Source organism: Flavobacterium tegetincola DSM 22377 (genome assembly GCF_000425485.1).
Lineage (GTDB): Bacteria > Bacteroidota > Bacteroidia > Flavobacteriales > Flavobacteriaceae > Flavobacterium > Flavobacterium tegetincola.
This window is the reverse complement of the sequence record NZ_AUDN01000007.1, coordinates 20171-41746: the sequence shown is the minus strand read 5'-3', so window position 1 is coordinate 41746 and position 21576 is coordinate 20171. Positions and strand designations below refer to the sequence as shown.

Here is a 21576-nt window from a genome sequence, read left to right as displayed (position 1 = left end):
AAACAGCCTTATTTCAACAATTTCTCCATCCTATAATCTTCCATTAAATATCCAAAATCTAATAGAACATCTTCTTCAAAAGCAACTTTAAAACCTTGACTTTCGTAAAAATCCTTCGCTGTATTAAATCGATTTACATTCAACGATAACTTTAAATCTTTGCTCTCTAAAGCTTTATTTTCAATGTATTGAATTAATTTTTTACCCAAACCTTTTCCTTGTGTTTTAGGTAAAAGATAAATTTTATGAACTCGGGTTGTAGGTTCATTTTTGTAGTGCAATTCATAATCTGCAAAACCTACAATTTCATCGTTTTCTTGAATCAAAATGATGTTGTGCTTGTCATCCATATTCTGTTGCAATGCTTTTTCGTTGTAAAACAAATCAAGCATATAGTGCAACTGTTTTTCTGACAAAATTTTGCCATAAGTCGCCGGCCAAATTCGATATGCTAAATCTTTTATAGTGATAAAATCTTCGGATATAGCAGGAAAAATATCAATCATAAATAAGCTTTTTTATTTGCAACAGATTTAAATGATTAATAAAATGACTTTTAAAATTGTAAAATCAAATCTGTGCTAATCTCGTTAATCAGTGGCTGAATTAAATTACCCGTGAACCGTCGAACCTTTACCATAACTCGCAATGATAGAAGCTTCAAATTCTAGCCATTCTCTCCAACGTTTTTCAACGTCAATTCCGGTTCCGTATTTTCGTGCATAGGTGATGAAAGTAGTGTAATGAGCCGCTTCACTTTCCATCAAATCCCAATAAAATTTTGACAATTCTTCGTCTTGAATATTTTCGGAAAGCACTTTAAAACGCTCACAACTTCTTGCTTCAATCATCGCCGAAAACAGCATGCGTTCTACAAAACCCGAAACGCGACTTCCTGTATTGCTTTTTTTCATGTACTTGGCCAATTCGCCAACATATTCATCTTTGCGTTCGCGTCCTAAAACTAAACCTCGTTTTTTGATGATTTCGTGCACCATTTCGAAGTGTTCAATTTCTTCTTTGGCCAAAGCCAACATATCAGTAACTAAATCCGGATATTCTGAATTAATCGTGACAATTGTAATAGCATTTGTAGCCGCTTTTTGTTCGCACCACGCATGATCTGTAAGAATTTCTTCTATATTTCCTTCTACAATATTGACCCATCTCGGATCGGTTGGCAATTGCAATCTTAAAACTGACATTTGAGTAATTTTTAAAAAAGGTTAAAAGTGTAAATGGTTATGCGGTTATAGGTTGAGCATTTAAATGCTTGCAATCATGTAAACACTGTTCAAAAGTGAGCCACGAATTGCATGAATCTTCGCTAATTTAAAAATTTTGAATGAACAAACTTAATTATAATTAGTATGAATCTCTGTAATTCGTGGCAAAACCAAATAATTTTCGTTTCACGGAAGATTATTTTATATTAATTTAAAATCTAGAAAACGAACATTGCTCGTTCGCTCATCATTTCATTTACTTCATTTGCTACTTCTTCAATCACATTTTCATTTGTATGGTCCATCAAAACTCGGTCAATTAGTTCCACAATTTTGTCCATATCTGCTTCAATTAAACCACGTGTAGTAATTGCAGGAGTTCCGATACGAATTCCGGAAGTCGTAAAAGGTGATTTATCATCAAAAGGAACCATATTTTTATTTACCGTAATTTCTGCTTTTACTAAAGCATTTTCTGCTTCTTTACCGGTGATGTTTTTGTTTCTCAAGTCAATCAACATCATATGATTATCAGTTCCTCCAGAAACTAAATCGTATCCTCTTTTTACAAAAGAAGCCGCCATTGCTTTCGCATTTTTCTGTGTTTGTAAAGAGTATCTGAAAAATTCGTCTGTCAATGCTTCGCCAAATGCAACTGCTTTTGCCGCAATAACATGCATTAATGGACCACCTTGATTTCCAGGGAAAACCGATAAATCCAAAACAGAAGACATCATTCTGATTTCTCCTTTTGGAGTAGTCAATCCCATCGGGTTTTCAAAATCTTTACCCATTAAAATCATTCCACCCCTAGGACCTCTTAATGTCTTGTGAGTTGTAGTTGTAACAATATGACAATGTGGAATTGGATCGTTCATCAGACCTTTAGCAATTAAACCAGATGGATGTGAAATATCAGCCAATAACAAAGCACCAACACTGTCGGCAATTTTTCGGAAGCGTTCAAAATCCATATCACGACAATAAGCCGAAGCTCCCGCTATAATTAATTTTGGTTGTTCTTTTGTAGCAATTTCTTGAATTTTGTCATAATCAAATTGGCCTGTTTCACGTTCAACGCCGTAAAAAGAAGGAGTATATAATTTTCCAGAAAAATTTACTGGCGAACCGTGCGTCAAATGACCTCCGTGTGACAAATCGAAACCTAAAATTTTATCACCTGGTTTCAAAATTGCAGAGAAAACGGCTGTATTTGCTTGCGAACCTGAATGCGGTTGTACATTTGCATATTCTGCTCCAAAAAGAGCTTTTGCTCTGTCAATTGCAATTTGCTCGACAACATCCACTACTTCGCAACCACCGTAATACCGTTTTCCAGGATATCCTTCCGCGTATTTGTTAGTCAAGCAAGAACCTTGCGCTTCCATTACTTGGTCGCTCACAAAATTCTCCGAAGCAATTAATTCTAATCCGTGTATTTGTCTGTCTTGTTCCTCTAGTATGAGGTCGAAAATTTCTTGGTCTTGTTGCATGTAGATAATATTTAGTTAAAAACTGGTCAAAAATACAAAAATCGTTTGTTAAATCCACTTATAATAATATATTTGATAACTCAATTTAAAACAACAAAACTAACATACAAAATGCCAATAACAGCAAACGACCCTCGTAGAAAATCATGGCTTGATGTTCCCCAAAATTCCGACTTCCCAATACAAAATATTCCCTTTGGTGTTTTTTTAACTAAAGATGATGTCATCACTATTGGAACACGCATTGGAAATCACGCTATAGATTTAGGCGCTTTACAACAACTTAATTACTTTGAAGGAATTGAGTTGACAGACGATATGTTCATGCAAGACACGCTGAACGATTTTATTTCTGACGGAAAAAAAACTTGGAGGTTGGTGCGAAATCGTATCGCTGATATTTTTGATGCAGAAAACCCAAAGTTAAGAGACAATCCAAAACACCGTGATATCATCATTTTTACGATGGAAGAAATTGAAATGCAATTGCCTGTTCTTATCGGCGATTACACTGATTTCTATTCAAGTAAGGAGCATGCTACAAACGTAGGAACCATGTTTCGTGACCCGAACAATGCGTTGCTTCCCAACTGGTTGCACATTCCTGTAGGGTATCATGGAAGAAGTTCAACAATTGTTCCTTCTGGAATTCCGGTTCACAGACCAATGGGTCAAACGTTACCTAACGGTGAAACATCTCCTGTTTTTGGCTCGTCGCGATTGGTTGATTTCGAATTGGAAACGGCATTTATTACAACGGACGCGAACATCATGGGCGAAAATATTCCGGTTCATGAAGCAGAAGAATACATTTTTGGAATGGTTTTGTTGAACGACTGGAGTGCAAGAGACATCCAGAAGTGGGAATATGTGCCGCTAGGACCATTTTTAGCTAAAAACTTTGCCTCTTCCATCTCTCCGTGGATTGTAACGATGGACGCTTTGGAACCTTTTAGAATTAAAGGACCAGCTCAAGATCCTACACCACTTCCTTATTTGCAACAAAAAGGAAAGCATTCATTTGATATTCATTTGGAAGCATATATTACTCCAGAAAATGCTGAAACTACATTAGTAAGTCAGTCGAATTTTAAGTATATGTATTGGACAATGAGCCAACAATTGGCACACCATACCTCTAACGGATGTCGCGTAAATTCAGGTGACATGATGGGTTCAGGAACTATTTCAGGGCCTACGCCAAATAGTTTCGGATCGATGTTAGAACTGACTTGGGGTGGAAAGAATCCTATTAAGATGAGTGATGGCACCGAACGAAAATTCATTAATGACAACGATACCGTTGTGATGAAAGGATTTTGCCAAAATAAAGAAATTCGTATTGGATTTGGAGAAGTTTCAAGTAAATTATTACCTCCATTCAGTCGAAAATAATCGTTTTTAGATCGTTACATCAAAGTTCAGTTGTTGCAAAATAGCTGAACTTTTTTTTATGGCATTATTCTTGAATTTCACAAAAAAAACCTATTATATTTGTCTAAAACCAAAAACCATGAAAAAAACTACTATCTATTTACTTTTACTTGTTATACTATCAGCTTGCGGTATTAAGAGTACGGAAAAGGCAATCAGCGAAGGCGAATATGATGTTGCCATTGAAAAAGCAACACAGAAACTAAAGAAAAATAAGAGCAATAAGAAAAGCAAAGAATACATTGCGCTATTAAAGGAAGCTTTTTCAAAAGCGAAAGAGCGAGACAATCGCGACATTTCATTTTTAGTGAAAGATGCCAATCCACAGAAATTGGAGCAGATTTTCAACATCTATAAAAATTTGAATGCACGTCAAGAAAAAATCAGGCCGATTCTACCTTTACAATTAAACGGAAAAGAAGTGACCTTTGCTTTTGAAGATTATACCGATCAAATTGTTAGCAGTCAAAAAGCGCTTGCGAAATACTTGTACGACAATTCAAAAGCACTTTTATACACGAAAGATAAAATAAATGCAAGGCGTGCTTACGCTGATTTAATTTACCTAAACGAAATTTCTGCAAGTTATAAAGATTTGAATACGCTGCTTAATGAGGCTCAATTTAAAGGAACTGACTTTGTTTATGTCTATACAAAAAACAATACAAAGATGATTATTCCTGCAAATTTAAACGCAGCGTTACTGGACTTTAACACCTATGGTTTAAATGAAAAATGGACGGAATACCACGGTGGCAAACAGAAAAACATTGTGTATGATTACGGATTAAGCATTTCTTTTGAACAAATAAATATGTCTCCTGAACAAGTTAAAGAGCGCGAATTTGTTGTAGAAAAAGAGATTATTGATGGTAGAATTAAATTAACAGATTCGAGAGGTCGTGTGGTTAAAGACAGTTTAGGAAAAGATGTTATGGTAGATAACGTGAAAATTGTCAAAGCCTTGATAAGTGAAGTGCGTCAGTTTAAAACGGTGCAAGTTGTTGCTAAAATTGATTATTTTAATATGAACAATAACCAACTTTTAGAGAGTTTTCCGTTAAGTAGTGAATTTATTTTTGAAAATATTTATGCCCGAATGAAAGGCGACAAAAGAGCCGTTGACTCAAAATACTTACCTAATTTTAGAAATGGTCCAGTTCCTTTTCCTAATAATCAACAGATGGTTTTTGATACTGGTGAAGATTTAAAGAATCAATTGAAGGGAATTATAAAGCAGAATAAGTTTCGAAAGTAATTTTTTTGCCACAGATTTAAAAGATTTAATTGATTTAAATTTAGGGTTAAAGATTTAGCCACGAATTACTCCAATTAGCACTAATTAACTTAGTGAAGATTGGTGTAATTCGTGGCTTTCTTTTTTATTGAAAATAATTTTTATGCGTCAGGAATACTGCGTGAGGGATAGCAGCGGAGTTCTTAATTGCTTTGCAAAAGCAATTAAAGCGGGAGTGTATAGCCCGACCTGAAAGGGCACGCCCAAATTATTTTAAAATTTGAGAAGCATGTACTTTTGTTTTTACAGCTGTAATGACTTCTTCAATAATTCCGCTTTCGTCAATAACAAAAGTCGTTCTGTGAATACCATCATAAGTGCGTCCCATAAATTTCTTTGGACCCCACACACCAAACGCTTCAAGCACTGATTTATCCTCGTCCGCAATTAATGGAAACGGAAAGTTATATTTATCTCTAAACTTGGCTTGCTTCTTTTGATCGTCAGCACTTACGCCTAAAAGTGCATAATTATTTTCTTCAAATCGGGCAAAATTGTCTCTCAAATCACAAGCTTCGGCCGTACAACCTGGCGTACTTGCTTTTGGATAAAAGAAAACTACCAGCTTTTTTCCTGCATAATCAGAAAGTTGGTGCATTTTATTGTCTTGGTCAAAACCTGAAAAATCGGGTGCTTTATCGCCTTTTTTTAATTGTATCATATCGCGTATATTTGTTTGACTAAAAATAAAGAAAATGAACAAAGAAGCTCGTGCGAAATTTGTTATAAATACGTTAAAAGAATTTTACCCAACAATTCCTATTCCTTTAGACCATAAGGATCCTTATACTTTACTTATTGCCGTCTTACTTTCTGCTCAATGTACCGACGTTCGCGTAAATCAAATTACGCCAATTCTCTTTGCAAAAGCGGATAATCCGTATGATATGGTAAAAATGACTGTAGAAGAAATTCGAGAGATTATTAAACCTTGTGGATTATCTCCAATGAAATCTAAAGGGATTTTTGGATTGTCCAAAATGCTGATCGAACACTACGATGGAATTGTTCCTCAAAGTTTTGAAGCATTAGAAACTTTTCCTGCGGTTGGACATAAAACAGCAAGCGTGGTCATGTCGCAGGCATTTGGTGTTCCTGCTTTTCCGGTAGATACACACATTCATCGACTAATGTACCGTTGGAATTTGTCTAATGGAAAGAATGTTGTTCAGACTGAAAAAGATGCAAAACGACTTTTTCCACGAGAAACCTGGAATGATTTACACCTACAAATGATTTGGTACGGCCGGGAATACTGCCAAGCACGGGGTTGGAATTTACAAAATGATATTATCACACAAACAATTGGAAGAAAGTCAGTTTTGGAAGAATATGATAAAAAAAATCCCATTAAAAAATAGTTCTTTAATGGGAGTTCAAATTAATTCGCAACGATCTCTACCTTTAAACCGCTCACTTTCAAATAGCTTAATGCTTTTGAATAATTTAATAAAAAAGAAATGGTCTCTTTTTTTGGTTTCATGTTTGAGTTTGCTACTGATTTTTTAGAGTAAATTTTTGCCATAAACTGTATATATTATAAAATATAACGCCAAAGCAAAAACTATATTGTCAGTTGGCCAACATAATTTTATTTTTATCAATCACTTTTCGAAGGTTTAGCAAGGCATAACGCATTCTTCCCAAAGCAGTATTAATGCTAACGCCCGTTTGCTCTGAAATTTCCTTGAAACTCAAATCTTGATACATTCTCATGATCAGTACTTGTTTTTGATCCTCCGGTAATTCTTGAATTAATTTTTGCAAGTCATTTTCAATTTGCAATGTAATCATCTGCTTCTCAATATTAGGAACATCATCGCTCATAATTGAAAATATTGAAAACTCTTCGGTTTCGCGAAGCATTGGCATTTTCTTGTTTTTTCTAAAATGATCAATTACCAAGTTATGAGCAATACGCATTACCCAAGGCAAAAACTTACCTTCTTCATTATATGAATTGGATTTTAAGGTTTTGATGACCTTAATAAATGTATCTTGAAAAACGTCATCACAGACATCGCGATCGTTTATTTTTGAAAATATGAAGTTGTAAATTCGAGATTGATGTCTGGTAATTAATGTACCTAAAGATTTTTCGTCTCCAGCTATGTAATTCTTTACCAATAAAGCATCGGGGATTTGTACATTAGTCATAATTATCTTTTTAGAGTTAGGGTGGCTTTGTAAGTGCTAAAAAGTAATTTTATAAATAGGCTAACGTTTGTTTAAGTATTTTTGTATGTTCAAATATACCATAATAAAATCTTAAAATCCAAACATGATTTCAAAATTTAACACATTTCATGCAATAAAAGATTCTTTTAACAGTGTTTTAAAACAAGAAAGTCAGTGAAAAAGTTGATAAAGCAGTTGTATTAAAATAAAAATGGAAATGATTACCTTTGTTTAAATTGCACGTAAATACTATGAATACTGACATTTCCAAATTAGATCCTCGAAAAAACATCATTATAAAAGGCGCTCAAGTACATAATTTAAAAAACTTGGACGTTGCTATTCCGCGAAATAAATTAGTAGTCATAACAGGTTTGTCCGGTTCGGGGAAATCAAGTTTGGCTTTTGATACTTTATATGCAGAAGGTCAACGCCGTTATGTAGAGAGTTTATCCTCTTATGCCCGACAATTCCTCGGTCGTTTGGATAAACCAAAAGTAGAATATATTAAAGGTATTGCTCCAGCAATTGCCATTGAGCAAAAAGTAAATACCACAAACGCTCGATCTACAGTTGGAACTTCAACAGAAATTTACGATTATCTAAAATTACTTTATGCCCGAATTGGAAAGACCTTCTCTCCTATTTCAGGTTTAGAAGTAAAAAAAGATACCGTTACTGATGTGGTCAATCAAGTAAAAACATTTGAAATTGGCAGTCGATGGCTTTTACTTTCGCCAATACAAGTGGAAAAAGGTAGAACTTTAGAAGAAAAACTAGGCGTTTTGTTGCAACAAGGATTTTCGCGAATTTTGGTTAATAATGAAACCATTCGTTTAGATGATTTTGCGGAAGCGATGGTGAAAATCAACTCGGTAAAGAAATCGGAAGTACTTTTAATCATCGATAGAATTGTGGTTAAGGAAGAAGAAGAATTCTACAACCGATTGTCGGATGCCATTCAAACAGCTTTCTTTGAAGGAAAAGGCGTTTCCTATTTGCAAGAAGTGGAATCAGCAAATCGATTTAGCTACAGCAACAAATTTGAATTAGATGGAATAGACTTTTTGGAACCAAACGTCCACTTATTCAGTTTCAACAATCCGTATGGCGCTTGTCCCGTTTGTGGCGGTTACGGAAATATAATAGGGATTGATGCAGAATTAGTCATCCCAAATACTTCATTATCTATTTATGAAAACGCGGTTTATGCTTGGCGTGGCGAAAGTATGAGTTGGTACAAAGATCAGTTGGTCAACAGTGCTTACTTGTTTGATTTTCCCATTCACAAACCTTATTTTGAACTTACAGATGAGCATAAAGAATTACTTTGGAACGGAAATAAACACTTTACTGGTTTACACGCATTCTTCAAAGAATTAGAGGAAAAAAACTATAAAATTCAGAATCGGGTGATGCTTTCGCGGTACCGTGGAAAAACCAAATGTTATGCTTGCAAAGGCAAACGGTTGCGTCCCGAAGCTTCTTATGTAAAAAATGCAGGCAAAACCATTTCGGATTTGGTGGACATGCCGATTAAACATTTGAATGCATTTTTTCCAACCATTGAATTATCCGATTTTGACCAGCAGGTAGCAAAACGACTTTTATTGGAAATCAATAACCGTTTGAATTTCTTGGTGAATGTGGGCTTGGACTACTTGACGTTGAATAGAAATTCAGCATCTCTTTCCGGTGGTGAATCGCAGCGTATCAATTTGGCAACGTCCTTAGGAAGTAGTCTAGTGGGTTCGATGTACATTCTTGATGAACCCAGTATTGGTTTGCACCCCAAGGATACGGAGCGTTTGATTCATGTTTTAGAAGATTTGAAAGCTTTAGGAAACACCGTAATTGTGGTGGAACACGATGAAGATATTATGAAAGCTGCTGATATGATTATTGATATCGGTCCGGAAGCGGGAACTTTTGGTGGTGAATTAGTCGCGCAAGGAACCTATGACGAAATTCTAAAATCAGAGTCGTTGACCGCAAAATACCTGAACGGCGAATTAGAAATTTCAGTTCCAAAAAAACGAAGAACTTCAAAAAGTTATATTGAAATATTAGGTGCTCGTGAAAACAATTTGAAAAACGTGGATGTTAAATTTCCGTTGGAAATGCTAACAGTAATTACAGGCGTTTCTGGAAGTGGAAAAAGCACATTAGTGAAGAAGATTTTGTTTCCAGCGATGCAAAAACAGTTGGATGGCATGGGTGAAAAAGCCGGACAATTCAGTGAATTGAGAGGTTATTACCACCAGATTCGTCATATTGAATACATTGACCAAAATCCCATTGGTAGAAGTTCGCGTTCCAATCCCGTGACCTATATTAAGGCATATGATGATATTCGAGAGTTGTTTGCCAAACAAAAGTTGTCGAAAATTAGAGGATATCAAGCCAAACATTTTTCGTTTAACGTAGATGGTGGTCGTTGTGAAACCTGTAAAGGTGAAGGAAGCATTAATGTAGAAATGGTTTTTATGGCCGATGTTTCGTTGCCTTGCGAAGTGTGTAATGGCAAGCGATTTAAGAAAGATGTCTTGGAAGTACAATTTAACGGTAAGAATATTGACGATATCTTAACGATGACCGTTGATGATTCTGTTGCGTTTTTTACCGAACAAAAGGAAGCAAAAATTATGCAAAAACTGCAACCGCTTCAAGACGTAGGTTTAGGCTATGTTCAATTGGGTCAGTCATCCTCTACCCTTTCAGGTGGGGAAGCACAGCGAATTAAATTAGCTACTTTCTTGGTAAAAGGAACTACGAAAGAGAAAGCCTTGTTTGTTTTTGACGAACCTACCACAGGATTGCATTTTCATGACATCAAGAAATTACTGGCTTCCTTCAATGCTTTGATCGATAAAGGACACTCGGTTATCGTGATTGAACACAACTTGGATTTAATAAAATGTGCCGACTGGATTATTGATTTAGGTCCCGAAGGCGGCGAAAATGGCGGTTACATTCTTGCCGAAGGAACACCTGAAGAAGTGATGAAAAATAAGAAGAGTGTGACTGGGAAGTATTTGAAGGGAAAATTGTAGGGGAATACTATCTGAAAAAGCTGTAATAATGTTTCAGACCTAATACAACAAAACGCAATTAAAATTATTCAATATGGTTAAAAAATTACTCTTAATTATCACTGTTCTATTATCTGTTAACAGCTATTCCCAAATTACCTTTGAAAAGGGCTATATAATTGATCATTTAAATCAAAAGACAGAGTGTTTAATCAAAAATAGTGATTCTAAACGAAATCCGGTTGAACTAGAATACCGTCTAAGTGATGAAAGCGAAATAAAAACAGCTACGATTCAAAATGTGCAGGAATTTGGAATCTATAATGTCTTCAAATACATTTCTGCAACCGTAAACATTGACAAGTCAAGTAATATGTTGGGTTCTTTAAATACCACAAAAGATCCTTTATTTACTGAAGAAAAATTATTTTTAAAAGTTTTAGTAGAAGGAAAAGCAAATTTATTTGAATATTCAGATTCAAACCTTATCCGGTTTTTTTACAATACAGCGGACGGAACTCTAACGCAATTAACGTACAAAAAATACTTAACGACAGACGGTCAAATTGCGACCAATAACGCTTTCAGACAACAATTATTTTCCGATTTAAAATGTGACGCTTTTAAAATTAGTACGTTTGAAACAATTGAATACAAGAAACGCGATTTAATTCGTATTTTTTCTCAATACAGTGAATGCTCTAATGTGGAAGTCGTTGATTTTAGGCCTAATATAAAGCGCGATTTATTCAATTTAACTTTTAGACCTCGCATCAATAATTCAACTTTTGAGATGAATGGCTCATCAACTTCGATTTATAACGTAGATTTTGGAAGCGAGATAGGCTTTGGTTTTGGGATTGAAGCTGAGTATATTTTGCCTTTTAATAAAAATAAATGGTCCATTGCAATTGAACCTACCTATCAAAATTATAAATCACAAAAACGCTTTACCAAAATTGGTTTTAATGCCGGATCATATGAAGCTTCTATAGATTATACTTCCATTGATGTTCCGATAAGTTTGAGACATTATTTTTTCCTAAATAATCATTCAAAATTATTCTTAAATGTATCCTATGTTTTAGATCTAAGTGCTAAATCTAATATAGAATTTAGACGTTCTGACCTACTTACAGAGAACTTCAAGATCGAAGCCAATAAAAATTATACGGTTGGACTGGGTTACAAACTTTACGATACGTTTAGTGTAGAATTTAGATATCAAACCAGAGATGCATTAGGCGAATACCTTCTTATTGGTTCATCATACGCTACAACATCAATAATTTTAGGCTATTCTATTTTTTAAAAGAGATAGTGTAATTGCTGTTTGTACTGTTGGTAATGCTTCATAATCCTTGTATCAAAAATGATTGGTAAAACTGTTATTGACTACCTATGTCTGCAATTTATAATTTAAAAAAGTGTAGCTCTAGGAAATCATAACCGATTGTAATGCCTTGTTGATGACACGATTAAAAGGGAAGTCCAAAGTCACAGAAGTTGCTTACAGGTCTGAAAACCAAGACATTTATCACGGCCGACTTATTAGTTTGTAGAAAAATTCCATCCAAAGTATTTTGAAACAATACCAAAAAAATTATTTCTTCTTATCAGAGTTCATCATCATAAAGACCGCGCCAATTAGTCCTGCTATTACCAAACCAAAAACGAATACCATAATAAATGTTCCGTTGTCCAAAGTAAAGAGTGTAGTGTCTTTCATATTTTTAAGATTTAATATTTTTCAAATTTAATATTCTTCATAAATTAAAGGAATGACATTTATCATAATTGAAAAAATTTCATGACGCACTAAAAATTTAAATAATAAAAATAATTTAATGCATTGCATTAACTGAAATTGAGTTTGATTTAAAAGATATGCATAATTTTGCCATGGAAAAAGCAACATTTAGTTTGCATTAATTGTAAATATTTAAAAAGTATTTTTCACCAATTACCTCTTTCACAATCAATAGCTTAAGATTAATTACAACGCAATTCGTATACAAAAAAAATGAGAGATTTTCACCTCTCACTTTTCTACTTCTTTCCAACAAAATCAATTAATTCTCTTTTACTACTTTCGAAATTAAAGGCACTGTAGACCTGATAAAAATTTTGTTTATCAACGCAGTTTGAAAAAAGCTGCTTTGCCAATTGCAACTTATTGTTTTCAAAATTAAGCGTTTTCACTAAATCATAAATTTGACGAGAAGTAAACCGTGAAAACTGCGTAGTTGACGTAATCATAATCATTTTTGAGTCATCCGTTCTGCCTTCTCGCTTTACCGCTTTTACCAAATTCTACGAATCTTGCAGGTTCATCGCATGTCTATTAACTTCAGTTTGAGCATCAGTGCTTTTAACTTCATTCTTTAACAACTGACCTGCTTTACCTGCCTCTTGAGCAAAAACGCAAGCACTTGTAAATAAAATACAAAATGTGTAGAAATTTTTCGTAATATTTGTTTTAAGTTATTACAACGCACTATTCTAAAAGTGTGCCAAATTTAGAAATTTGCTTTTTTGCAAATCCACTTAAAAGATCAAATGATATGAAGTAAAACACTGTAAATTTGATAAACAGCGTTTTACAAACTAATAATTATTTAATTTTAGAAAATTTTATCAAAGGACGCGTTCATGGATATCTTCTGGCTTTCGTAATTTACCCACTGAATTTCCAACAATTGCAGAAACAGCAGAATCGCTGGTAACATTTACTACCGTTCTACACATGTCTAAAGGTCGATCAATGGCAAATATCAATGCCAATCCTGCTTCCGGAATACCCGCTTGCCCTAAAACAATAACAAGCATTACCATTCCGGCACTTGGAACAGCGGCAGAACCAATTGAGGCTAAAGTTGCGGTAACAACAATCATCAGTTGCGCGGTTAAATCTAATTCAATTCCCATCGCTTGCGCAATAAAAACAGCGGCAACGGCTTGGTATAAACTTGTTCCATCCATATTTACCGTGGCACCAAGAGGCAAAACAAAACTTGCCACCTCTTCATCTACACCTAAATGCTCCGTCACACGTTCTAAAGTAACCGGCAATGTAGCCGCACTTGAACTCGTAGAAAAAGCCAATAACTGAGCAGGTGCAATTGCAGCAAAAAACCTTTTTGGTCCAACTTTTGCAAAACTATAAAGCAATGTTGGATACACAATGTAGGTCATTATTAGCAATCCAAAAAGCACGGTCAACCCGTAAACTACTAAAGCACCAAGAGTTGTAAAATCAGGTATTTCAACCATTAACGTGGTCATCAATGCAAAAACTCCGATGGGAGCTCCTAACATAATGATGTCAATTATTTTTAAAATTACTTCATTTAAACCTTTAAAAAAGTCAACTACAGGTTTAGAACTTTTCTCGTCCACCAAAATAATTCCGATTCCAAGTAAAATAGTAAATAAAATTACTTTTAGCATACTTGCATTATCCGTTAAAGCTTGGAAAAAATTGTCTGGAACGATGTCTACTAATGGTTGTAACGGACCTTGACTTTTAGCTGAAGAAGCCAATTCAATTTTTGCATTTGCATCACCAGTAAAACTTTCCAAGAGCGTATCCCTGGAAACGTCATTAATGTAACTTCCTGGTTCTACAATATTTGCCAAAACTAAACCAATGGTAACCGCTGTAACTGTAGTAAATAAATAAAGTAGTACGGTTCTTCCACCTAATTTTGATAATTTAGAAATATCTTTAAGATCAGCTAGTCCAGTAATTAATGAAACTACAATTAATGGTACAGCTATCATTTTGAGCAAATTGATAAAAATAGTTCCGAAAGGCTTTATCCAATCAATCACTATTTCTGGCTGTTCTAGGTTTTTCATCAGCAGTCCAAAACCTAGACCGAGAATCATTCCAATTAATATTTTCCAGTGTAAAGCTAACTTCATCTTTGTGTTTTATTTAGTAAGTAAAAATCGGCTAAAACCAGCGCTGCCATTGCTTCTACAATGGGTACAGCCCTTGGAACTACACAAGGATCGTGTCGGCCTTTTCCTTGCATTTGTACACTATTTCCCTGATGGTCTATCGTTTCTTGAGATTGCATGATTGTAGCAACTGGCTTGAATGCAACTCTAAAATAAATGTCCATTCCATTTGAAATTCCGCCTTGGATTCCACCAGATAAATTGGATTTTGTAGTGCCGTCAGCATTGTATAAATCATTATGTTCGCTCCCTTTCATTTTCGCACCACAAAAGCCACTTCCGTACTCAAAACCTTTTACAGCATTGATAGAGAGCATTGCTTTGCCTAATTCTGCATGTAACTTATCAAATACAGGTTCGCCCAAACCAATAGGAACATTTTGCAAAACGCAAGTAATTGTACCACCAACACTGTCTCCTTCTTTACGAATTTGCTTGATGTACGCTTCCATTTTTTTCGCTGTACTTTCGTCTGGACAACGCACAATATTAGATTCTATTTTGGAAAAATCTAAGTCTTGGTAAGGTTTATCAATAAAAATATCTCCTACAGAAGATACAAATGCATTTATTTTTATTTCAGGTAAAATCTGTTTGGCTATGGCTCCAGCAACTACTCTTGAAACCGTTTCTCGTGCAGAACTTCTTCCACCACCACGGTAATCGCGAAGGCCATATTTTTTTTCATACACATAATCAGCGTGACTCGGTCGATATACATCTTTAATATGATCGTAATCGTTCGACTTTTCATTCGTATTTAAAATGGTAAATCCAATAGGCATTCCCGTTGTTTTTCCTTCAAAAATCCCAGATAAAAAATGTACTTCATCTCCTTCTTTTCTTTGGGTTACAATAGCAGATTGCCCAGGCTTTCGCCGAATTAAATCAGCCTGAATTGCATCCAAATCTAACATGATTCCAGCCGGACAGCCGTCAATAATACCTCCTAATGCTTCGCCATGCGATTCGCCGAAACTTGTTAATCTGAATAAAGTTCCGTAGCTATTTCCCGCCATAATACTTGGTTTTGAACAAATGTAAACTTTTAGTGTAACGTATAAAAAAAATTGACCCAAAATTTACAAGACCTATCATATATAGAACCTGACAAACGTTTTAAAGCTAATTCGCATCTAATTAATACTAGTTATTTTATCTAAAATAATTTAAACTTTCGAGGGTAAATACATAAAATCATATTAATAGTTGACAAAAGAGCTAAGCTATTAATTAAGTAACGTATTTATATTATATTAGCAACGAATAAAAAATGAAAAAATGAAAAAAATATACTTTGGCGCTGCCTTCTTATTTTTAGGCTTAACTTCTTGTTCTAGTAATGACGAAAACTCAGTCGATAGCGAAAATATTTTTATGCCCTTAAATGCATCTTCCGCTTGGCTTTATGATGTCAGTATTGAAAATCAAAATGTAGGACGCGATTCACTTTTTATAAGTGGTGAAACTACAATTAACAGCAACACCTATAATACGTTTAGTACAGCTTCCACTCCATTTGGATTTTACACTAACGCTTTAAATAATAGTTCTATTCGAAAGCAAGGTGATAAATTACTAATTTCCGGAACCACAGGTTTTGCTTTATCTGAATTATTCCCAATTGACATAAACCTTACAGACTTTGTTTTATTTAAAGAAAACAGCAGTAACAATGCTCAGCTTGATACTAAATCAGGAACCATTGAACAAGATCTACAAGGTCTGCCAATAAAAATAGACTATAATTTAGAGTCATTTTTTAAAGAATCGCTTGCCACTTTTACCGTTCCTGGAAGAGAAAGTTATTCCAACGTAAAGGTCATTAAGTTAGTAGCCAACTTAAAGGTAAATACCATTTATACTTTACCCGGACTCAACACGCCGGTTTCCATTGGTATTTTGAACTCGCAAGACGTAATTATTTCGACACATTATTATGCGGAAGGAGTTGGCATGATTTATTCCAAAACAGAGGTCAACTATGAATTGAATGATTTTTCTCAAGCAGAAATTGAATTCCCCATTCCGCAAATTGGCTCGTCTACTATCGAAGAATTTTTAGACTAACACTTATTCTATCATTTCAAATTGCAGAATTCGAATTGTTTATGAAATATTACAACATATTTTAAAAATATCACAATGTGGATGACGCAATAAGGCCTACATTTGCTTCAAATATTTAATAAAACAAAAATGAAAAAAATAATTTTATCTGCAATAATGCTAGTAGGATTAGCATTTGCTTCAAACGCACAAGAGATTAGTAAAAATGCTCTAGGTTTACGTTTAGGTGACAATGACGGATTTGGTGCTGAAGTTACTTATCAAAGAGCACTTGGTGACAACAACCGTTTGGAATTGGATTTAGGATTACGTAATAATGATTACTATGATTCATTTAAGATAGTTGGATTGTACCAATGGGTTTGGAATATTGAAGGCGGATTCAACTGGTACGCTGGTGTTGGTGGTGGTTTAGGAAGTTACAGCATTAACGACAAAAATGATAATTTTAAGAATGACGAAAGCGGTACTTTTTTCTTAGCTGCCGGAAATCTAGGGATTGAATATAATTTTGACATTCCATTGATGCTTTCTTTAGACATTCGTCCTGAACTTTATTTTGGTGATGACTTTAGAAATGACAACTTTGGTCCAGACATCGCTTTGGGAGTTCGTTACCAATTTTAATTAAATTGGTTTACTGAAATTCTTTTGGTGAATATTTCAAATAAAGCACTTGCAGATAAATTTTGTAAGTGCTTTTTTTTTGAATAATAATGAATAATTCCGTCAAAAGTGTCAAAAAATAGTTGTTATGAAAAATAATCTTGAATCTACAAAAGATGAAAAAAATGTTTCTAATTATAGGTAAAGTTATTTTAGTTTTAGTGGCATTCCTACTCGCCTACTTGCTGCTTGTTTTTGCAGTTCCTTATATAGCAGTTAACAACGAGGATGTGGAACCTGCCGAAGATGTAGAAGTTTACATTAAAACTAATGGTGTTCACACTGATATTGTGGTTCCTATTAAAACTGACTATAAAGATTGGAGCACATCAATTGCATACAGTCATATTAAATCGCAGGATTCAACTATGCAATTTATCGGCATAGGTTGGGGCGATAAAGGTTTTTATTTAAACACACCCGAATGGTCGGATTTGACATTCCGCACCGCGTTTGTAGCCGCTTTTGGACTGGGAGGTTCAGCAATGCACGCTACTTTTTATAAAGAAATGAAAGAAGGCGAAAATTGTATAAAAATTAAGGTCTCAGCTCAAGAATACCAAGCGTTGGTTGATTATATTGAACAGAAATTTCAATTTGATGTTAATGGCAAACCCTTATTGATTAATGCCACAACGTATGGCCAAAACGACAGTTTTTATGAAGCAAAAGGTTCTTATAATTTCTTTTACACGTGCAATACTTGGGCAAATAACGGGCTAAAAGTGATGAATCAAAAAGCAGCTTTGTGGACCGCGACTGATCGTGGAATATTTCAACATTACAATTAAAAGCCCGTAATAGAAAAGTAAATAGGATGTTTCATAGGATTTATTACTTTTTAATAATTTTGTTTCTACGCACTTTTATTTTTTGAGCAGATGCCGTACATTAGCACAAAATCCACACTTTTCAAATGGCAGAACAAAATCAGTACAACGAAGACAATATCCGTTCACTTGACTGGAAAGAGCACATCCGAATGCGACCAGGAATGTATATCGGTAAACTCGGCGACGGTTCGTCGGCTGATGATGGAATTTACATTTTACTTAAAGAAGTTTTAGACAACTGTATCGATGAATTCGTTATGGGTGCTGGAAAAACAATTGAGGTAAGTATCAGAGATAAAACAGTTTCGGTACGCGATTACGGTCGTGGAATTCCTCTTGGAAAAGTGGTTGATGTGGTTTCCAAAATGAATACTGGTGGGAAATACGATTCGCTTGCTTTTAAAAAATCAGTAGGTTTAAATGGAGTTGGTACCAAAGCCGTCAATGCACTTTCCAATTATTTTAGGGTAGAATCCGTTCGTGATGAAAAGCAAAAATCTGCAGAATTTTCAGCTGGAAATTTAGTTTTGGACGAAGAAATCATTGAAACAACTAAACGTAAGGGAACCAAAGTAATATTTATTCCAGACGAAGCTATTTTTAAAAATTACAAATTTAGAAATGAGTATGTAATTAAAATGCTGAAAAACTATTGTTACCTGAATACGGGATTAACAATTTTGTACAACGGGGAAAAATACTTTTCGGAAAACGGATTAAAAGATTTATTAGACGAAAATATTGCCGAAGAAGACAAGGTGTATCCGATTATTCACCTTTTAGGCGACGACATTGAAGTAGCTTTAACACACAGTAAAACACAATATTCAGAAGAATATCATTCCTTTGTTAATGGTCAAAATACGACTCAAGGAGGAACGCATTTGGTTGCTTTTCGTGAAGCATTGGTGAAAACGATTCGCGAATTTTACAATAAAAACTTTGAACCTTCCGATGTTCGAAAATCAGTTGTAAGTGCGGTAAGCATTAAAGTAATGGAACCGGTTTTTGAATCGCAAACCAAGACAAAATTAGGTTCAACAGATGTTGGAGGTGATAAACCTACGGTTCGGACTTTTGTAAATGATTTTGTGAAAACAAAACTTGATAATTACTTACATAAAAATCCAGAAGTTGCTGATTTACTTTTACGTAAAATCCTTCAAGCAGAAAGGGAACGAAAAGAACTGTCTGGTATTCGGAAATTAGCGAAAGACAGAGCTAAGAAGTCCAATCTGCACAATAAAAAATTACGTGATTGTCGGGTTCACTTGGCAGACATTAAAAATCCACGTTATTTAGAAAGTACACTTTTTATTACTGAGGGAGATTCAGCTTCGGGTTCCATAACAAAATCGCGTGACGTAAATACGCAAGCGGTTTTTAGTTTGCGTGGAAAACCGTTGAATTCGTACGGGATGTCAAAGAAAATTGTTTATGAAAATGAAGAGTTTAATTTATTACAAGCTGCTTTAAATATTGAAGAAGCAATGGAAGATTTGCGGTACAATAATATCGTAATTGCAACCGATGCCGACGTCGACGGTATGCACATTCGGTTACTTTTGATTACATTTTTCTTGCAATTTTTCCCAGAATTAATCAAAGAAGGACATTTATATATTCTGCAAACACCTTTATTTAGAGTTCGAAATAAAAAAGAAACCATTTATTGTTATACAGAAGACGAACGCGTAAATGCGATTGAAAAATTAAAGCCAAAACCAGAAATTACGCGATTTAAGGGTTTAGGAGAAATTTCTCCCGACGAGTTCAAGCATTTTATTGGTGCTGATATTCGTTTGGACCCAGTGATGTTGGATAAATCGACTTCTATTGAAAAATTATTGGAGTTTTATATGGGAAAAAACACTCCGGATAGACAAGAGTTTATCATTAATAATTTGAAGGTGGAATTGGATGTTGTCGAGAAAGAATAATGCAAAATCGCAGCTAACAAAAAATAAAAAACCATAAATGAAAACATAGTTTAATTTCAAAAAATAATGAAAAAACTCACCTTAATCTTATTTTCAATAATAATTTCGACGGCTTCTGTACTTTTATTTATTCACTTTTCAAATGATCATATTGAATGTGAAACAGTTTCTAATACTGTAAAAAAATCAAATGGCGAAACCGTAATAACAGAACGTCATATTTGTAAAGAGAAGTATAATTTTTAATATTGAGTATTAAATTAAATTTGCAAAATCTCCAAAACATATCTGTTCAGATTGAAAGTATCAATACCTACTTTTCTGATTATGCAAATCGGCAGGTAAATTATGCATACACGTTGCGTAATTGGTTGATTGGAATGTATTTATTTGAATATGAACAAAAAGGCCAAGATAGAGCAGAATATGGAGATAATTTATATAGAAATATTGCGAATAATTTAAAGGAGAAGAAGGTGAAAGGTATGTCATTAATGATGTTACATAGCTTTAAAAATTTTTTCTTAACATATCCTTCAATTATTCAGACGCTGACTGAACAATTGAAACTAGAAAAAAACAATGACTATAAGATTATCCAATCAATGATTGGAAAATTCAATTTGGACGAAAACGAGATTATACAATCACTGATTGGAAATTTTAAAGCAGATAAAAAAGTAAAATCTATTGCAGTCGAAAATCCAAGTCTATTTGTAGGTAAAGTAAGTTTTACACATATTTTAGAATTTATAAAAATAGACGATTCAACCCAGCGAAGCTTCTATGAGATTCAAACCATTAAAAATAATTGGACCGTTAGACAACTTCAGCGGGAAATAAGTGCAATGCTTTACGAACGAATTGGATTAAGTTCAAATAAAGAACTGATGTTTGACAAGTTAAAAAATGATACTTTAAGTAATTTTAGTGAAATAGTAAAAAGTCCTTACATTTTAGAGTTTCTAAATATTCCGGAACAGTCGCAATTTTCTGAAAATGATTTGGAACAATCGATTATCAACCATTTGCAAAATTTTTTAGTAGAATTAGGTCGTGGATTTTGTTTTGAAGCACGACAAAAAAGAATTTCATTCAACAATAAGCATTATAGAATTGACTTGGTTTTCTATCATAGAATTCTGAAATGTCATATTTTGATTGATTTGAAAATTGGCGATTTTGACCATTCGGATGCTGGACAAATGAACGTCTATTTGAACTATTTCAAAGAAAATGAAATGGTTGAGAATGATAATCCGCCAATAGGAATCATACTTTGTAGCCAGAAAGACAACGCCTTGGTGCATTACGCTTTAGGTGGTTTGTCTCAAGAAATATTTGTAAGTAAATATAAATTGCAATTACCTACAGAACAAGAATTGAAAAACATAATAGAAATTGATGTAAAATCTTTTGAAAAAAGAGATTAATTTAAGCA

At 34.2% G+C, this 21576-nt stretch carries 20 protein-coding genes; 11 read left to right on the top strand and 9 right to left on the bottom strand.

Annotated elements, in window-relative coordinates; genetic code table 11:
- Positions 1-8: 8 nt before the first annotated feature.
- The 3 genes from H602_RS0100210 to H602_RS0100200 all read right to left on the bottom strand — a co-directional run bounded on the left by H602_RS0100210 (position 9) and on the right by H602_RS0100200 (position 2719).
- Positions 9-506 carry a GNAT family N-acetyltransferase gene (locus H602_RS0100210; RefSeq protein ID WP_026976204.1) on the bottom strand — a complete coding sequence of 166 codons (498 nt, stop codon included), beginning with the start codon at positions 504-506 and terminating at the stop codon, positions 9-11.
- A 105-nt stretch (positions 507-611) separates the two neighbouring features.
- Positions 612-1205 (bottom strand): MiaE family protein, encoded by a 594-nt coding sequence (locus H602_RS0100205; RefSeq protein WP_026976203.1) that lies wholly within the window; start codon positions 1203-1205, stop codon positions 612-614.
- A 239-nt stretch (positions 1206-1444) separates the two neighbouring features.
- Positions 1445-2719, bottom strand: coding sequence for a serine hydroxymethyltransferase (locus H602_RS0100200; protein ID WP_026976202.1), 1275 nt, complete (start codon positions 2717-2719; stop codon positions 1445-1447).
- A gap of 111 nt (positions 2720-2830) precedes the next feature.
- Here H602_RS0100200 and fahA point away from each other — a divergent pair, with 111 nt between their 5' ends.
- Positions 2831-4114 carry a fumarylacetoacetase gene (gene fahA, locus H602_RS0100195; protein WP_026976201.1) on the top strand — a complete coding sequence of 428 codons (1284 nt, stop codon included), beginning with the start codon at positions 2831-2833 and terminating at the stop codon, positions 4112-4114.
- 118 nt (positions 4115-4232) lie between these two features.
- Positions 4233-5411 (top strand): hypothetical protein, encoded by a 1179-nt coding sequence (locus H602_RS0100190; RefSeq protein ID WP_026976200.1) that lies wholly within the window; start codon positions 4233-4235, stop codon positions 5409-5411.
- A 247-nt stretch (positions 5412-5658) separates the two neighbouring features.
- On the opposite strand, the gene bcp is transcribed toward H602_RS0100190, so the two are convergent.
- Positions 5659-6111 carry a thioredoxin-dependent thiol peroxidase gene (bcp, locus tag H602_RS0100185; RefSeq protein ID WP_026976199.1) on the bottom strand — a complete coding sequence of 151 codons (453 nt, stop codon included), beginning with the start codon at positions 6109-6111 and terminating at the stop codon, positions 5659-5661.
- A gap of 34 nt (positions 6112-6145) precedes the next feature.
- On the opposite strand from bcp, the gene H602_RS0100180 reads away from it, so the two are divergent.
- Positions 6146-6811, top strand: coding sequence for an endonuclease III domain-containing protein (locus H602_RS0100180; protein WP_026976198.1), 666 nt, complete (start codon positions 6146-6148; stop codon positions 6809-6811).
- Positions 6812-7022: 211 nt separating this feature from the next.
- Here the strand turns inward: H602_RS0100180 and H602_RS0100170 are convergent, their stop codons facing one another.
- A complete protein-coding gene (locus H602_RS0100170) occupies positions 7023-7607 on the bottom strand; it encodes an RNA polymerase sigma factor (RefSeq protein WP_022827053.1) in 585 nt (194 codons plus the stop codon).
- A gap of 272 nt (positions 7608-7879) precedes the next feature.
- On the opposite strand from H602_RS0100170, the gene uvrA reads away from it, so the two are divergent.
- On the top strand, positions 7880-10681 hold the full coding sequence (uvrA, locus tag H602_RS0100165) for an excinuclease ABC subunit UvrA (protein WP_026976197.1): 2802 nt from the start codon (positions 7880-7882) through the stop codon (positions 10679-10681).
- A gap of 73 nt (positions 10682-10754) precedes the next feature.
- The gene (locus H602_RS0100160) at positions 10755-11972 is read left to right on the top strand and encodes a porin family protein (RefSeq protein WP_026976196.1); all 1218 of its coding nucleotides are present in this window, start codon (positions 10755-10757) and stop codon (positions 11970-11972) included.
- A 291-nt stretch (positions 11973-12263) separates the two neighbouring features.
- Here the strand turns inward: H602_RS0100160 and H602_RS20400 are convergent, their stop codons facing one another.
- The 4 genes from H602_RS20400 to aroC all read right to left on the bottom strand — a co-directional run bounded on the left by H602_RS20400 (position 12264) and on the right by aroC (position 15645).
- Positions 12264-12389, bottom strand: coding sequence for a hypothetical protein (locus tag H602_RS20400; RefSeq protein WP_281170753.1), 126 nt, complete (start codon positions 12387-12389; stop codon positions 12264-12266).
- 320 nt (positions 12390-12709) lie between these two features.
- On the bottom strand, positions 12710-12970 hold the full coding sequence (locus H602_RS20495; RefSeq protein ID WP_026976195.1) for a proline and serine-rich protein 1 family protein: 261 nt from the start codon (positions 12968-12970) through the stop codon (positions 12710-12712).
- A gap of 327 nt (positions 12971-13297) precedes the next feature.
- Positions 13298-14587, bottom strand: a complete 1290-nt coding sequence (locus H602_RS0100140; protein WP_026976194.1) for a dicarboxylate/amino acid:cation symporter — start codon at positions 14585-14587, stop codon at positions 13298-13300.
- Positions 14584-15645, bottom strand: a complete 1062-nt coding sequence (aroC, locus tag H602_RS0100135; RefSeq protein ID WP_026976193.1) for a chorismate synthase — start codon at positions 15643-15645, stop codon at positions 14584-14586. Before aroC ends, H602_RS0100140 begins: the two co-directional genes overlap by 4 nt.
- Positions 15646-15907: 262 nt before the next feature.
- On the opposite strand from aroC, the gene H602_RS0100130 reads away from it, so the two are divergent.
- The 6 genes from H602_RS0100130 (at position 15908) to H602_RS17870 (ending at position 21568) form a co-directional block, all read left to right on the top strand.
- Positions 15908-16696, top strand: coding sequence for a hypothetical protein (locus H602_RS0100130; RefSeq protein WP_026976192.1), 789 nt, complete (start codon positions 15908-15910; stop codon positions 16694-16696).
- A 129-nt stretch (positions 16697-16825) separates the two neighbouring features.
- On the top strand, positions 16826-17323 hold the full coding sequence (locus tag H602_RS0100125) for a hypothetical protein (RefSeq protein ID WP_026976191.1): 498 nt from the start codon (positions 16826-16828) through the stop codon (positions 17321-17323).
- 155 nt (positions 17324-17478) lie between these two features.
- Positions 17479-18153 (top strand): TIGR02117 family protein, encoded by a 675-nt coding sequence (locus H602_RS0100120; RefSeq protein WP_026976190.1) that lies wholly within the window; start codon positions 17479-17481, stop codon positions 18151-18153.
- A gap of 125 nt (positions 18154-18278) precedes the next feature.
- Positions 18279-20135: a DNA topoisomerase IV subunit B gene (locus H602_RS0100115; protein WP_026976189.1), complete on the top strand. Its 1857-nt coding sequence runs from the start codon at positions 18279-18281 to the stop codon at positions 20133-20135.
- Between the two features lie 66 nt (positions 20136-20201).
- Positions 20202-20381 carry a hypothetical protein gene (locus H602_RS19770; RefSeq protein WP_157504773.1) on the top strand — a complete coding sequence of 60 codons (180 nt, stop codon included), beginning with the start codon at positions 20202-20204 and terminating at the stop codon, positions 20379-20381.
- Positions 20382-20383: 2 nt separating this feature from the next.
- Complete coding sequence (locus H602_RS17870; protein ID WP_051224044.1) at positions 20384-21568, top strand: PDDEXK nuclease domain-containing protein; 1185 nt, start codon at positions 20384-20386, stop codon at positions 21566-21568.
- Positions 21569-21576 lie beyond the last annotated feature (8 nt).

What these genes read in the sequence shown, in the direction of transcription:
- H602_RS0100210 (WP_026976204.1), bottom strand. Translation starts at nt 506, where the DNA reads ATGATTGATATTTTTCCTGCTATATCCGAAGATTTTATCACTATAAAA.
- H602_RS0100205 (WP_026976203.1), bottom strand. Translation starts at nt 1,205, where the DNA reads ATGTCAGTTTTAAGATTGCAATTGCCAACCGATCCGAGATGGGTCAAT.
- H602_RS0100200 (WP_026976202.1), bottom strand. Translation starts at nt 2,719, where the DNA reads ATGCAACAAGACCAAGAAATTTTCGACCTCATACTAGAGGAACAAGAC.
- fahA (WP_026976201.1), top strand. Translation starts at nt 2,831, where the DNA reads ATGCCAATAACAGCAAACGACCCTCGTAGAAAATCATGGCTTGATGTT.
- H602_RS0100190 (WP_026976200.1), top strand. Translation starts at nt 4,233, where the DNA reads ATGAAAAAAACTACTATCTATTTACTTTTACTTGTTATACTATCAGCT.
- bcp (WP_026976199.1), bottom strand. Translation starts at nt 6,111, where the DNA reads ATGATACAATTAAAAAAAGGCGATAAAGCACCCGATTTTTCAGGTTTT.
- H602_RS0100180 (WP_026976198.1), top strand. Translation starts at nt 6,146, where the DNA reads ATGAACAAAGAAGCTCGTGCGAAATTTGTTATAAATACGTTAAAAGAA.
- H602_RS0100170 (WP_022827053.1), bottom strand. Translation starts at nt 7,607, where the DNA reads ATGACTAATGTACAAATCCCCGATGCTTTATTGGTAAAGAATTACATA.
- uvrA (WP_026976197.1), top strand. Translation starts at nt 7,880, where the DNA reads ATGAATACTGACATTTCCAAATTAGATCCTCGAAAAAACATCATTATA.
- H602_RS0100160 (WP_026976196.1), top strand. Translation starts at nt 10,755, where the DNA reads ATGGTTAAAAAATTACTCTTAATTATCACTGTTCTATTATCTGTTAAC.
- H602_RS20400 (WP_281170753.1), bottom strand. Translation starts at nt 12,389, where the DNA reads ATGAAAGACACTACACTCTTTACTTTGGACAACGGAACATTTATTATG.
- H602_RS0100140 (WP_026976194.1), bottom strand. Translation starts at nt 14,587, where the DNA reads ATGAAGTTAGCTTTACACTGGAAAATATTAATTGGAATGATTCTCGGT.
- aroC (WP_026976193.1), bottom strand. Translation starts at nt 15,645, where the DNA reads ATGGCGGGAAATAGCTACGGAACTTTATTCAGATTAACAAGTTTCGGC.
- H602_RS0100130 (WP_026976192.1), top strand. Translation starts at nt 15,908, where the DNA reads ATGAAAAAAATATACTTTGGCGCTGCCTTCTTATTTTTAGGCTTAACT.
- H602_RS0100125 (WP_026976191.1), top strand. Translation starts at nt 16,826, where the DNA reads ATGAAAAAAATAATTTTATCTGCAATAATGCTAGTAGGATTAGCATTT.
- H602_RS0100120 (WP_026976190.1), top strand. Translation starts at nt 17,479, where the DNA reads ATGAAAAAAATGTTTCTAATTATAGGTAAAGTTATTTTAGTTTTAGTG.
- H602_RS0100115 (WP_026976189.1), top strand. Translation starts at nt 18,279, where the DNA reads ATGGCAGAACAAAATCAGTACAACGAAGACAATATCCGTTCACTTGAC.
- H602_RS19770 (WP_157504773.1), top strand. Translation starts at nt 20,202, where the DNA reads ATGAAAAAACTCACCTTAATCTTATTTTCAATAATAATTTCGACGGCT.